Raw genomic sequence first — 12,999 nt, 5'->3', positions numbered from 1 at the left:
CGATGAAACAGATTTTTCCAACAACCGGGTCAGTGTTGTCCATGGCGGTCGTCTCGGGTTTCTCCGCCAGCGCGATGGCGGCCGAGAGTGGCTTTATCGAAGACACCACGGCCACCTTGCAAGCACGCAATTACTACTTCAGTCGGGACTTCTCCGACATCGTCGGGGCCAACAAACAGTCGAAGGCCGAAGAGTGGGCACAGGGCTTCATCCTCAACGTCAAATCCGGTTACACCCAAGGGCCGGTCGGATTCGGTGTGGATGTGATCGGCCTGCTCGGCCTCAAGCTCGACAGCAGCCCGGATCGGGTGAACACCGGTTTGCTGCCGGTTAAAGATGACGGGCGCGCGGCGAATGATTACAGCCGTCTCGAAGCGGCGCTGAAGGTGCGTTTTTCAAAAACCGAGCTGAAGGTCGGGGAGCTGCAACCCAATCTGCCGGTGCTGGCGTTCAGTGATATCCGCCTGCTGCCGCCCAGCTATCAAGGTGCAAGCATCAGTTCCAATGAGATCAATGGCCTGACCTTGCAGGGTGGCCATTTGAATACCACCAGCCTGCGCAACGAGGCCGGCGACGAAAAGATGCAGGCCATGCTCGGCCACGTGCCGCAACGTCAGGTCAGCAGTGACGGCTTCAATTTCGCCGGTGCCGATTACGCCTTCAACGATAAACGCAGTTCGGTCAGTGCCTGGTTCGGGCAACTGGAAGATATCTACAACCAGCGCTTTCTCGGTCTCAAGCACAGCGAACCGATGGGGGACTGGATTCTGGGCGCGAACCTGGGTTACTACGATTCGCGCGAAGACGGCAAGAAGCTGCTGGGCAACATCGATAACCAGGCGTTCTTCTCGCTGTTGTCCGCCAAGCGCGGTGGCCATACGTTTTATGTCGGGTATCAGGGGATGTTCGGTGACAGCGCATTCCCACGCGTCTTCGCCAACATCTCGCCGCTGGGCAATGAGGTGCCGACCTACGAGTTCGCCTACACCGACGAACGCTCGTGGCAGGCACGTTACGACTACGACTTCGCCGCGCTCGGTGTGCCTGGGCTGACCAGCACCGTGCGTTACATCTCCGGTAATAACGTCGACACCGGGCAGGGCTTCGAGGGCAAGGACCGCGAGCGGGATCTCGACCTCGGTTACGTGCTGCAAAGCGGCAGCCTCAAAGGCCTCGGGATTCGGGTGCGCAACGTGATGGCCCGTTCCAACTACCGCAGCGATATCGACGAAAACCGCCTGATCCTCAGTTACACCTGGACGCTGCTATGAGCCTTGAAAAAGAACAACCGCCGTACACCATCGGCCTGCAGGTCAAACTGGAGCAATTGACCGAGTCGGTGCTGCAAACCGAGGAAGACATGCGCTTTGCCAATCAACTGGCGCGCACGGCCGGCGATCGGGTCAAGGCGAGTGCGCAAAGCATGCAGTCGTCGGCCAGTGTGCTGGAGGATCTGAACCTCTACATGCAGCGTCTGGATCAGGTGTTCGATGAACTCGGCAGTCAGTCGATGCGCATCGGCGCGATTGTCGGCAGCATTCAGGACATTGCCCGTCAGACCAATCTGCTGGCGCTCAACGCGGCCATCGAGGCGGCGAGGGCGGGCAACCATGGCCGAGGGTTTGCGGTGGTCGCCGATGAAGTGCGCAATCTCTCGCGTCAGGCCGCGGACTCCAGTGCGCAGATCCGGCAAATCGCCACGGGGCTGGAACAGTCGGCGGAGCAGGCGCGCCAGGGTCTTCAGCAGTTATCCGGTTCAACCCGTCTGGGGCTGGAAAAGGCTGGAGTGGCTTTGCACTCGATGGGTGAATTGCAAAGCGGTGCGGTGGCCAGGGTCGAGGTGGTCGAACGGATCATGGCGCGTTTGGCCGGCCTGCATGATTTGGCGTTGCAGGCGAAACGGCTGATCGTGTGAGTCGCGGGTTGCCCGGTGTTACAGGCTGCTCGTGCAATTGCCCATGACTGAGTAGGTCACGCTATGGGTCTGGCCCTGATGGTCAATGTAGACCATGGTTGCCGGTACGACGTCGCACGAGGTGGCGGTGTCGGTGATGGAAACCACCTTGGCGATGTCCAGCGGTTGTGCGGGGTCGTACGGGGTGGCGGCGGGCTCGCTGGCGGCCATGGCTGAGGTGGCGATCAGGGTCAGAAACAGGGTGGTCAGGGTTTTCATTTTTGTCGACTCGGTGTTGGTTTTGATGCTTGAAGTTTAGTCCTCGGCTGTGATGGATAAAGGGGGCTGAGGCTGATTCAGCGTTGCAGGAAACGTAACAATCATCCATGCCGGGTTGCCTACTGCGCAGAACCTCCACTTAGCCGCTCGAGGGGGCGACTACCGCCACAGCACCGCGAGGTGGCGTGTCACTTCAAGCGTACGCATTCCCCTGTGGGAGCTAGCCTGCTAGCGATGGACGTCAACGATAACGCGGGCTGTCTGAATGAACGCGGTGTCCGGACTTTTTTTCGCGAGCAGGCTCGCTCCCACAGAGGATCATGGTACGGCTTTCGCTTTTCCTGTGAGACCGTCAGGCGCCATTACCGCAGAAACGGATATGCCCCCAATCGTAGGGCGCACAAACGGCGGTGTAGACTGAGAGCCTGTCCTCTCCCGGCAAAGAAAAAGGAGCAAGCCCAGCCATGATCGGCGCCGAGCTGCTGTCCCCCGAAACCCTCACCGTCGGTTGGCTGATCTACGTCCCAGCGCTGATCTGGGCCATCGCGCGCGCCCCGTGGGTCGAACTCTTCAGCGACAGCCGCCGCCAGCACCTGTTGTTCGGCACCGTATTTGCACTGTTCATGCTGTGGCTGGTGCGAAGGGATTTCGACACCGGCGTGTCCTATCACTTCATTGGCATGACCGCCGTGACCCTGCTCCTGGACTGGCCGTTGGCAATCGTCGGCGGCCTGGTCGCCCAAACCGGCCTGGTCCTGCTCGGACGCCAGGATCTCGCCGCCGTCGGGGTCAACGGTGCGTTGTTCATTCTGCTGCCCGTGCTGGTCACCGAGTGCTGCGCCATCCTCGTGGAGCGCGCGCAACCGCGAAACCCCTTCGTTTACATCTTCGTTTCCGGCTTCTTCGCCGCGGCGCTATCGGCCTTGCTGTGCCTGTTGCTGGCCCTGTGGTTGCTGTGGTTCAACGAGCTTTTCGTCATGCCCTATTGGCTGGAAGATTTTGTCGGTTACCTGTGGCTGATCATCTTTCCCGAAGCGTTCATCAACGGCATGGTCGTCAGCGCACTGGTGGTGTTCAGCCCGGAATGGCTGGAGACCTTCAACCGCACACGCTACCTTTCGGCGCCCTGGAAGGACGACGATCCGAAATCTTGATCCACATCAAATCCAAAAAACGGCGACGAATCCATGCTCCGCAAAACCTTCAGGAGCATCGAAATGAGTGTCTACGAATGGGCAAGGCAGGAGTTGCGCCACAGTCTGGATGCAGCGCAGGAAGTCGGGTTTGATCCGGGGTTGAGCCTGCGCGCCTTGCTCAGCGCGGTGGTGCAGCAGAGCAAGGCTGTGCGCAGTGTCGAGGATCTGGCCGATGAGTTGCAGTTTCTCGCCGAGAACCTCGATGACGGTCAGGACTATGGCTTCATGCGGCCTTGAACGCCGGACGTCAGTGACGTGGGTCGAAATCGCCGCTGAACAACTCGTCCTCGGCATCGGGGGCCACCGGAATCTTGTGTTCTTCCGACGCCCAGGCGCCCAGGTCGATCAGTTTGCAGCGGTCCGAACAGAACGGCCGGAATGTGCTTTCCGGGGTCCATTCGACAGGGGCGCCGCAGGTGGGGCATTCGACGGTTGGGGTTTGGCTCATGACTGGCCTCCACGCAATGTAAGGTAAAAGTGATGCAGGCGTTCGACCTCGCTGTGCAGCCAGGCGAGGTCGCGGTCGTTGACCACCACATCGTCGGCATGGCTCAGACGATCCTGGCGGCTGGATTGCGCCTTGAGGATCGCCTGGACCTGTTGTTCGCTGGTCTGGTCACGCTGCAGGGTGCGTTCGATCTGTAACTGTTCGGGCGCATCGATCACCAGCACGCGCTGGGTCATGGCGTACTGCCCGGACTCGATCAGCAACGGCGAAACCAGAATCGCATAAGGCGATTGTGCCTTGCCCAAGTGATCGGCGATTTCCTTGGCGATCAGCGGATGCAAAAGCGCCTCGAGCCAGAGGCGTTGCTCAGGCACTTCGAAGATCAGTTTGCGCAACGCCGCACGATCCAGTTGACCGTCGGCTTGCAGCACGCCGGGGCCAAAATGTTCAGCGATCCGGGCCAGCGCCGGGCGCCCCGGCTCCACCACCCAGCGCGCCGCATGATCGGCATCGACCACATGCACGCCCAGGTCGATAAAATGCTGGGCGGCCGCGCTTTTGCCGCTGCCGATGCCACCGGTCAGGCCGAGAATCCAGGGTTTTTCCACAGGGGTATTCATTTCAAACCGACAAACTGCCAATAGAAGTCGGTTATTTGACCACCCCAGAGCAATGCAATCCAGCCGGCAATCGCCAGATAGGGACCGAAGGGAATTGGCGTCGAGGTTTTCGCGTTGCGCAGGCGCAGCAAAATCACGCCGATAATCGCGCCCACCATGGACGACAACAAAATGGTCAGCGGCAAAATCTGCCAGCCGCCCCAGGCGCCCAGCATGGCCAGCAGCTTGAAATCGCCGTGGCCGATGCCATCCTTGCCGGTGATCAGCTTGAACAGCCAGAACACCGACCACAGCACCATGTAGCCCGCAATGGCGCCCCACAGTGCCTCAGTCAACGGCACGAACAACTCGAAGCTGTTGACGATCAGTCCCAGCCACAGCAGCGGCAGCACCAGTACATCCGGCAACAGTTGATGCTCGGCGTCGATCAGGCTCATCGTCAACAGGCCCCAGCTCAACACCAGCACCGTCGTGGCCTGCCACCCTAAACCGAAATGCCAGGCGATGAACGCGGACAGCAGGCCGCAGGCCAGTTCAGTCAATGGGTAGCGTTTGCTGATGGGCGTTGCGCAGCTTGAGCATCGCCCACGTAAAAACACATAACTGAGCAGCGGAATGTTTTCCCAGGCGCGGATCCGGTGCCCACAGTGCGGGCATTGGGAGTGGGGCAGCATCAGGTTGTAGGTCGGCTGCGGCGTTTCGCCTGGCAGGCCCAGAATGTCGTAGGCCTGCAGTCGCCATTCGCGCGCGAGCATTTTCGGCAGGCGCCAGATCACCACGTTGAGAAAGCTGCCGACCAGCAAACCGACCACCAGGGCAAGGAGGACAAACGCCAGCGGGTACACAGTCAGAATTTCGTTCAAGGGCATGTCAGATCGCATTGCCGAGTTGGAAGATGGGCAGGTACATCGCAACCACCAGACCGCCGACGATAACACCCAGCACCACCATGATGAACGGTTCCATCAGACTGGTGAGGTTATCGACCATGTTGTCGACTTCGGCCTCGTAGAAACTCGCGACCTTGTCGAGCATGTCATCCAGTGCGCCGGACTCTTCACCAATGGCGGTCATCTGAATCGCCATGTTCGGAAAGATGCCGGAGGTGCGCATGGAGAAGTTCAGCTGCATCCCCGTCGACACATCCTGCTTGATGCGCAGTACCGCACGTTTGAACACGATGTTGCCCGTCGCGCCCGCCACCGATTCCAGCGCCTCGACCAGCGGCACGCCAGCGGCAAAGGTGGTCGACAATGTTCGGGCGTAACGGGCCACGGCGGACTTGTACATCAACGTGCCAATCAACGGCAGTTTCAGCAGCCAGGTGTCGGTCCGGTCCCGAAAGCCTTGCGATGTCCTGAAGGCATGGCGCACACCGAATATCGCCGCAATCAGCCCGCCAAGCATCAGCCACCACCAATCCTGCATGAACTGCGAGAGGCCGATGACCATCACCGTGAACGCCGGCAATTCGGCACCGAATCCTTTGAACACCGACTCGAACTGCGGCACCACCTTGACCAGCAGAATCCCGGTGACGATGATCGCGACGAACACCACGGCCAGCGGGTACGTCATGGCTTTCTTGATCTTGGCCTTGAGGCTTTCGCTCTTTTCCTTGTAGGTCGCGACCCGCTCCAACAGGGTATCCAGCGCACCGGCCTGTTCGCCGGCATCCACCAGGTTGCAGTAGAGCTCATCAAAATACTGCGGCTTTTTGCGCAGGGCCGCCGCGAAGCTGTTACCCGCAGCGACTTCCTGTTTCACCTCGTCCACCAGTTTGCGCATGGCCGGGTTATCGAAGCCTTCGCCAATGATGTCGAATGACTGCAACAGCGGCACCCCCGCTTTCATCATGGTCGCCATCTGCCGGGTGAACAGGGCAATGTCATGCGCCTTGATGCGTTGGCCGAGGCTGAAAATCGAGGCGGATTTCTTGCGCACCTTGCCAGGGTTGATGCCTTGCTTGCGCAGTTGCGCCTTGATCAAGGCCGGATTCTGCCCGCTGAGTTCGCCGGTGATTTTCGTGCCTTTTTTGTCGGTGCCTTCCCAGGTATACACACTGATTTTTGCTGCTTTGACCGCCATGTTCAGTCCTTGGTGACCCGGTTGATTTCCTCAAGGCTGGTGATGCCTTGCATGGCCTTGATCAGCCCGGAAGTGCGCAGGTCGTTGAAGCCGTCCTTGCGCATTTGAATATCGATTTCCAGCGAGTTGCCTTCGGCCATGATCAGCCGTTGCAGGTCTGGTGTGTTCTTCACCACTTCATAAATCCCCACGCGCCCCTTGTAGCCGCCGTTGCACTGATCGCAACCGACCGGCTCATAGATCGTGAACGTGCCAATGCGTTCCTCGGGGAAGCCTTCCTTGATCAATGCCTCGCGGGGAATGTCGATGGGCTTCTTGCAATGGCTGCACAGTTTGCGCGCCAGGCGCTGGGCGATGATCAGGCTGACCGACGTCGCGATGTTGAACCCCTGAATGCCCATGTTGTGCAGGCGGGTCAGGGTTTCTGCGGCGCTGTTGGTGTGCAGGGTCGAGAGCACCAGGTGCCCGGTCTGGGCGGCCTTGATGGCGATCTCGGCGGTTTCCAGGTCGCGGATCTCGCCGACCATGATCACGTCCGGGTCCTGGCGCAGGAACGAGCGCAGCGCCTGGGCAAAACCCAGTCCCTGCTTGGGATTGACGTTGACCTGGTTGATGCCTTCCATGTTGATCTCCACCGGGTCTTCGGCGGTGGAGATGTTGATGTCCACGGTGTTGAGGATATTCAGCCCGGTATAGAGCGACACGGTCTTGCCCGAACCGGTGGGGCCGGTCACCAGAATCATCCCCTGCGGCTGCTTCAGCGCGGCCATGTACAGGTCTTTCTGGTCCGGCTCGTAGCCGAGGGCGTCGATGCCCATTTGCGCGCTCGATGGATCAAGGATCCGGATCACCACTTTCTCGCCCCACAGGGTCGGCAGGGTATTGACCCGGAAGTCGATGGACTTGCTCTTCGACAGGCGCATCTTGATCCGCCCGTCCTGGGGTTTGCGCCGCTCGGAGATGTCAAGACTGGCCATGACTTTCAGGCGGGCGGCGATGCGGTTGGCCAGTTGAACCGGCGGCTTGGCGACTTCACGCAGCATGCCGTCGGTGCGCATGCGTACGCGGTAGGTTTTTTCGTAGGGCTCGAAATGCAGGTCGGAAGAACCACTCCTGATCGCGTCGAGCAGCATCTTGTGGACGAATCGCACCACCGGCGCGTCGTCGGCATCCTGTCCGGCGATGGCGTCCTGGTCGTGGTCATTGATCGACTCAATGTCCACGCCATCGAGGTCGACGTCGGGCATGTCTTCCAGCCCGGTGGCATGGTTGTCGAAGAACTTGTCGATGGCGTCGCTGAGCTTGTCGTCCTCCACCAGGATGGCTTCCGTACTCAGCCCGGTGCTGAACTGGATGTCGTTGATGGCCTGGTGATTGGTCGGGTCGGAAACCCCCACGAACAACTTGTTGCCGCGCCGCCAGAGGGGCAGGGCTTGGTGCTGGCGAACCAGTTTTTCGCTGACCAGCCCTTTGGGTTGGGACTCTTTGTCCAGGCAGTGGAGGTCTAGCAGCGCCATGCCGAAATGCTCGGAGGCGATCTCGGCGACCTGACGGCTTTTCACCAGTTTGTTCTGCACCAGATAACTGACCAGGGAGAGTTTCTGGCGTTGGGCTTGCTGATACGCCTGTTGCGCGCTTTTGTCAGTGAGCAGTTCGGCCAGGACCAATTGCTTGGCCAGACCGCTAAGGGCGATGTCATTCATGGGGATACCGGACGCAGACAGTTCATGACTTATAGCCTAGTCAACCGGTGGAACCAAACCAGCGCTGCTCTGGTGACAAAAAGTGTCAGTTAGTGCGGATCCTGGGGGCTGGAAGAGGCATCGCATTGTTCTCGCGCCCCGTTAACAGGGGGCGGCGGGCTTGGCACGGGCTGTGCTGTGGCTAATTCAGATCATGAGATTTCGACTCATGCATGGAGCTTGTCTATGAATACTCAGAAAGGTTTTACGCTGATCGAACTGTTGATCGTGGTGGCGATCATCGGGATTCTGGCGACGTTTGCGTTGCCGGCTTACTCGAAGTATCAGGCCCGGGCGAAAGTGACGGCCGGGTTGGCGGAAATTGCAGCGTTGAAGGTTTCGTTTGAAGACCTGATGAATGCTGGCACTGCAGAACCCACCACACTGGCAGGTGCCGGAACCACTACGCAGAACTGCGCAATCTCGGTCACCGGAACGGTTGCATCCGGCGCCGGCACCATTGTTTGTACCCTGCAAAAGGCCCCCGCACCTGTGGCAGGTAAAACCATTACGCTGACTCGTAGCGCGACTACGGGCTGGTCATGCGCAACCGGCGTCACTGCCGATTACGCACCACCTGGCTGCACGGCCTCTGCAACGTAACGCTGCAGACGTGTAAACAGAAAAATGCCCCATCGTCAGATGGGGCATTTTTTTTGTGAAAAACCTCGAGTTTGCTGCGCGGTTTGATGAGATTTGGAAAACCTCGAAAATTCATGGCCTTAGGCCAACGGTAAAACCCGCAACTTGCATGTAGAGAATGTCGAAGTCATGCAATTTGCATGATTCCGAAAAACAGTAGATTTATTAACTTGTTGATTAATAAGGAATTAATAGCTGTCTCAAAGTTGGCACAGCGTTCGCAATATACCCAGTAACCCTGCTGACAAGACACGCAGCAGACTTTATGAAAAAACAGGAGTTACTCGTATGAAGAAGTTCGCTATCGCTGCCGCTGCTGCTACCGCGCTGACCCTGACCATGGCCAACGCAGCATTCGCTCAAACCCAGGCTACCCAGGCCCCAATGGTGCTGGCTGCCGGTGAGGTCACTGAAGCCAAAGAAGCCACTTCCGATACTTGGATCACCACCAAAGTCAAAGCGGACCTGGTTACCGAGAAAGGCATTCCTGGTACCGACATCAAGGTTGAAACCAACAAAGGTGTTGTTTCCCTGTCGTCTACCGTCGCGGTGACTGACGCTCAGAAAGAAACTGCTGTGGCCATCACCAAGAAAATCAAAGGCGTCAAAGCGGTCTCCGCTGACGGCCTGAAAGCCGAGTAAGGCAAGACTTCTCGCCTGAACCGGGAGAAGACGCGGTAGACGAGCCGAGTCATACGTCTGCCGCAACTTGAGAGTTCATGCGACGGCCACAAGGATGTGGTCATTACAGGCCCCGGACATTCGTGTCTGGGGCCTGTTCTATTGTGGACACCGCAAAACCAAACGGTAGGAGCCGGCTTGCTGGCGATTACGGTGTGTCAGTTACCGCGTTTGCTGGTGATCTGCCTAAGGCGATTACCTTCAAACCGCAGGTAATGGTACATCCCGCCGTTGGGCCCGTAGGTCCATTCCTCGACCTGGAATTCTTCCCGGCGGTTGGCGCTGCGCTTGTAGCCCAACAGATCGCGACTGACCGGCTCTCCGCATTTCTGTAGCACTTCGCTGGACCTGTCCCCCACGCTGATCAATTGACTGCCGCAGCGCAGGGTATCGGCGGCCGAAGCCTGACTGGCCGCCAGTGCCAGCGCCACGCCGAACAGCAATCGCCTGATCATCACTCGGCATCCAGGTGCAACGGCGTCACCACCCGACCGTCACTTTCGGCTTCGCCGAGGCTGGCGTCGATGAAGTACACGCGGTCATCGGCCAACTGACCCTTGTCGACCAGATAATCCTTGATGCTGCTGGCGCGATCCTGGCCCAGTTGGCGCAACAGCACGTCGCTGGTACTCCAGAACTTGATCACGTCGGCGCGCATTTTTGCGGTGCGTTCTTCCTTGCCCAGATCCTTCCATTCGGCGGGTGGCTGGGTTTTCAGGCGGGTGCGGTAGATGCCTTCCAGCAGTGGGCCTTTCTCACCGTCCGGTACTTGCAGCAATGAAGCCTGTGCCGGCACTTTGTCGCCGCGACGCTGGAGCATCTTGTAGTAGTTGTACTGGTATTCCCGTTCCAGGCGTTGCTCGGCGATCGGCGGGCCATCGCTGCTGGCGGCAGCGGTGCCTTCGATTTCCAGGCGCAGGGCCGGGCGTTCCTTGAGCGCATTGGACAGTTTGACCAACGAACCCTCGGCCTCCTTGCTCAGGTCGCTTGAACCCGGTGCGAACGACACCGTACCCAGGTCTTCCGAACCACCGCCACTGACCAGCCCGCCAATCATTTTGAACGGCGCGGCGGCGGCTTTGACGATCAGATTGCGCAGGGTCTGCCAGACAATCGGCATGACGCTGAACTGTGGATTGTTGAGGTCACCCGTCACCGGCAGCTCGATGGAGATCTTGCCGTCGACATCCTTGAGCAGGGCAATCGCCAGTTTCAACGGCAGGCTGACGGCGTCCGGGCTGTCGACCTTTTCACCGAGCTGCAACTGCTCGACCACCACTTTGTTTTCCGCCTTGAGCTGACCTTTGGTGATCAGGTAATGCAGATCGAGATTGAGCCGGCCCTTGCGGATACGGTAGCCGGCGAACTTGCCGGAGTAGGGCGTCAGTGTGGTCAGCTCGACCCGTTTGAAACTGGTGGCGATGTCGAGGCTGGCCATCGGGTCGAACGGATTGACCGAGCCCTTGATGGTCACCGGTGCATAACGATCGACCTTGCCCTTGATGTCGACGGTCGCCGGTTTCGCCTGACGGCTGTCGATGGTGCCGATCTGGCCGTTGAGCTGTTGCACGGCGGTGGCGAAGTTAGGGGTCAGGCTGAAGTCGGCAAAGTTCGCCGAGCCGTCATTGATGGCAATCCCGCCAATGTGGATGCCCAGCGGCTTGTCCTTGCTGGCGGGTTTGGCCGCCGCTGTTTTTGCGCCGGAATCGGGCGGTTGCGGGATCAGCAGGTCATCGACGTTGGTGGTGCGGTCATCGTTGATCATGAAACGCACATAGGGCTGGAACAGGTTGACCTTGTCGATCGACAGGCTGTCGCCGTGCTGATAATTCAAGCCTTCGACCACCACCTGCTGCCACTTGAGAAAGTCGCGGGTTTTCAGGGTGTCGAGGGTGTGCAACTGATCGATCTGCGCACGTCCTGTGACGCTGAGTGCCAACGGCTCGGTGCTTTTCAGGTTGACCGCCAGGTCGCTGCCGAGCATGCCGCTGCGCAGTTCGAGGCGAATGAACGGGGTGATGTAGGACTGGGCAACCCGCAGGTCGATGTCTTTGGTCTGCACGTTGAGTCTGGCGCTGACCGGGGCCAGGTTGACCTCGCCCTCGGCAGTGATCTTGCCTTGCTTGCCCACGCCGGTGTCGAGCTTGAGGGTAAAAGGCGAGCCATTGAGGCTGTCGAAATTCTGCAGGTCCAGGTTCAGCGGGTTCAGGTCCAGCGTCACGGCGGGTTGCGCTTTGCGGTCAGCCAGGTGCACCTGGTAATCGCGCAGTTGCACGTCTTTGAGCAAAACCTGCCAAGGCTTGCTCGGCGCGGCAGGGGCTTTCGGCGAGTCGGCTGCTGCTGGCGTGCTGACGGGCTCGGCTTTGGCCTTGGCTGCTTCCTTGGACGGTTGGCTGGCGAACAGCTTCTGCCAGTCGAGTTGGCCATCAGCTTCAAGCGCCGCCCAGGTTTCCAGTTTCTGGCTGCGAATCTTGCCGACCACAACTTGCTGTTTGGCCAGGTCCACCGTGGTGTCGGTGATGTCCAGTCGCGCGAGTTTCGCCAGCGGTCGACCGTCCGGGGCGTTGATGGCGAAAGGCGCGACGCTGACCGCGACGTTGCTCAGCAGCAGTTCGGTTTCCTTGGAGAGGTTGAGTTTGTAGTCGGTGCTCAGGTTCAGCACGCCGTTTTCCAGCACCAGCGGCAGCGCGTCGCGCACATAGGGCCAAAAGGCTTTCATCTGGCCGTCGGTGACTTTCAGCTTACCTTCGGAGGCAATCGGGATCAGGCTGAAATTGCCGGTCCAGTCGATCTGGCCACCGTTCGGACCGATGGCCACAAGGGTCATGTCGGCGCTGTCTTCGGGCAGGGTGCTGAGGTTGTTCAGCTCGAAATCGAGTTTGTCGTAGAGGAACTCGATAGCTTCGCTGGGACGTTCATCCTTGAAGTGCACGGCACCGTCGGCCAGTTTGATCCGCTCCACGCGCAGCGGAAACGGTTTGGCGTTCGGGTCGGCCGGGGTCGGTTCGCTGGCGGGGATTTTGAACAGGCCGAGCAGATTGAGCTTGCCGTCCTTGCCAAAGAGGATTTCGGTCTTGGGTTTGTCCAGTTCGATATCGGACAGGTGCAGCGCTTTGGTCCAGAGGCTGTCGATCTGCAGGTTGGCGTAGAGGCGTTCGAAGCCGACCTGTTCCTTGCCCGGTTCGCCGATGATCAGGCCCCACAGGGTGACTTCGAGGCTGAACGGGTTGAGTTCGATTCGCTGAATCGTGGCGGGCGTCGTGGCGTAGGTGGCCAATTGCTGGTTGGCCACCCGCAATGCGATGCCCGGCAAAATCAGAAACCCCAGCAGGCTGTAGAGGGCCAGAGCAGTCAACAAGGCGCCGATAGCGCGGATCAATCCTTTGGGCATGTGCGGCTTCATCTGTCT

General features: G+C 59.3%; 14 protein-coding genes. 6 read left to right on the top strand and 8 right to left on the bottom strand.

Annotated features, from left to right (window positions below; all coding sequences use genetic code 11):
* Positions 1-2 precede the first annotated feature (2 nt).
* Both F8N43_RS23850 and F8N43_RS23845 read left to right on the top strand, forming a co-directional pair.
* The gene (locus tag F8N43_RS23850) at positions 3-1,271 is read left to right on the top strand and encodes an OprD family porin (RefSeq protein WP_150638282.1); all 1,269 of its coding nucleotides are present in this window, start codon (positions 3-5) and stop codon (positions 1,269-1,271) included.
* The gene (locus tag F8N43_RS23845; protein WP_150633600.1) at positions 1,268-1,915 is read left to right on the top strand and encodes a methyl-accepting chemotaxis protein; all 648 of its coding nucleotides are present in this window, start codon (positions 1,268-1,270) and stop codon (positions 1,913-1,915) included. Before F8N43_RS23850 ends, F8N43_RS23845 begins: the two co-directional genes overlap by 4 nt.
* 18 nt (positions 1,916-1,933) lie before the next feature.
* Here F8N43_RS23845 and F8N43_RS23840 read toward each other — a convergent pair whose 3' ends face one another.
* Positions 1,934-2,173 carry a DUF2790 domain-containing protein gene (locus F8N43_RS23840; protein WP_150633599.1) on the bottom strand — a complete coding sequence of 80 codons (240 nt, stop codon included), beginning with the start codon at positions 2,171-2,173 and terminating at the stop codon, positions 1,934-1,936.
* 464 nt (positions 2,174-2,637) lie between these two features.
* On the opposite strand from F8N43_RS23840, the gene F8N43_RS23835 reads away from it, so the two are divergent.
* Positions 2,638-3,327 (top strand): energy-coupling factor ABC transporter permease, encoded by a 690-nt coding sequence (locus F8N43_RS23835; protein WP_150633598.1) that lies wholly within the window; start codon positions 2,638-2,640, stop codon positions 3,325-3,327.
* 63 nt (positions 3,328-3,390) lie between these two features.
* A complete protein-coding gene (locus tag F8N43_RS23830; RefSeq protein ID WP_008033212.1) occupies positions 3,391-3,606 on the top strand; it encodes a hypothetical protein in 216 nt (71 codons plus the stop codon).
* A gap of 10 nt (positions 3,607-3,616) precedes the next feature.
* On the opposite strand, the gene yacG is transcribed toward F8N43_RS23830, so the two are convergent.
* Genes yacG through pilB form a run of 5 tightly spaced genes read right to left on the bottom strand, consistent with a single transcriptional unit; the run spans position 3,617 to position 8,228 of the window.
* Positions 3,617-3,817, bottom strand: a complete 201-nt coding sequence (gene yacG / locus F8N43_RS23825) for a DNA gyrase inhibitor YacG (protein ID WP_150633596.1) — start codon at positions 3,815-3,817, stop codon at positions 3,617-3,619.
* Positions 3,814-4,437 (bottom strand): dephospho-CoA kinase, encoded by a 624-nt coding sequence (gene coaE / locus F8N43_RS23820; protein WP_150633595.1) that lies wholly within the window; start codon positions 4,435-4,437, stop codon positions 3,814-3,816. Before coaE ends, yacG begins: the two co-directional genes overlap by 4 nt.
* On the bottom strand, positions 4,434-5,306 hold the full coding sequence (locus F8N43_RS23815) for a prepilin peptidase (protein ID WP_150633594.1): 873 nt from the start codon (positions 5,304-5,306) through the stop codon (positions 4,434-4,436). Before F8N43_RS23815 ends, coaE begins: the two co-directional genes overlap by 4 nt.
* Before the next feature lies 1 nt (position 5,307).
* On the bottom strand, positions 5,308-6,525 hold the full coding sequence (locus F8N43_RS23810; RefSeq protein WP_150633593.1) for a type II secretion system F family protein: 1,218 nt from the start codon (positions 6,523-6,525) through the stop codon (positions 5,308-5,310).
* Positions 6,526-6,527: 2 nt separating this feature from the next.
* Positions 6,528-8,228, bottom strand: a complete 1,701-nt coding sequence (pilB, locus tag F8N43_RS23805) for a type IV-A pilus assembly ATPase PilB (protein WP_150654467.1) — start codon at positions 8,226-8,228, stop codon at positions 6,528-6,530.
* 225 nt (positions 8,229-8,453) lie between these two features.
* Here pilB and F8N43_RS23800 point away from each other — a divergent pair, with 225 nt between their 5' ends.
* Together F8N43_RS23800 and F8N43_RS23795 are read left to right on the top strand one after the other, a co-directional pair.
* Entirely contained in the window at positions 8,454-8,870 is a 417-nt protein-coding gene (locus tag F8N43_RS23800; RefSeq protein WP_150633591.1) for a pilin, read from the top strand.
* A gap of 327 nt (positions 8,871-9,197) precedes the next feature.
* Positions 9,198-9,551 carry a BON domain-containing protein gene (locus tag F8N43_RS23795; protein ID WP_150633590.1) on the top strand — a complete coding sequence of 118 codons (354 nt, stop codon included), beginning with the start codon at positions 9,198-9,200 and terminating at the stop codon, positions 9,549-9,551.
* 197 nt (positions 9,552-9,748) lie between these two features.
* Here F8N43_RS23795 and F8N43_RS23790 read toward each other — a convergent pair whose 3' ends face one another.
* Both F8N43_RS23790 and F8N43_RS23785 read right to left on the bottom strand, forming a co-directional pair.
* Positions 9,749-10,045, bottom strand: a complete 297-nt coding sequence (locus F8N43_RS23790; RefSeq protein ID WP_150633589.1) for a DUF2845 domain-containing protein — start codon at positions 10,043-10,045, stop codon at positions 9,749-9,751.
* Positions 10,045-12,993, bottom strand: coding sequence for a DUF748 domain-containing protein (locus F8N43_RS23785; RefSeq protein WP_150654466.1), 2,949 nt, complete (start codon positions 12,991-12,993; stop codon positions 10,045-10,047). The genes F8N43_RS23790 and F8N43_RS23785 overlap by 1 nt, the downstream gene beginning before the upstream one ends.
* Between the last annotated feature and the right edge of the window lie 6 nt (positions 12,994-12,999).

It is taken from the genome of Pseudomonas fluorescens (assembly GCF_902498065.1).
GTDB lineage: Bacteria > Pseudomonadota > Gammaproteobacteria > Pseudomonadales > Pseudomonadaceae > Aquipseudomonas > Aquipseudomonas fluorescens_BJ.
Note: the sequence above shows the minus strand (reverse complement) of the source record. Positions and strands in the feature narration are given on the sequence as shown.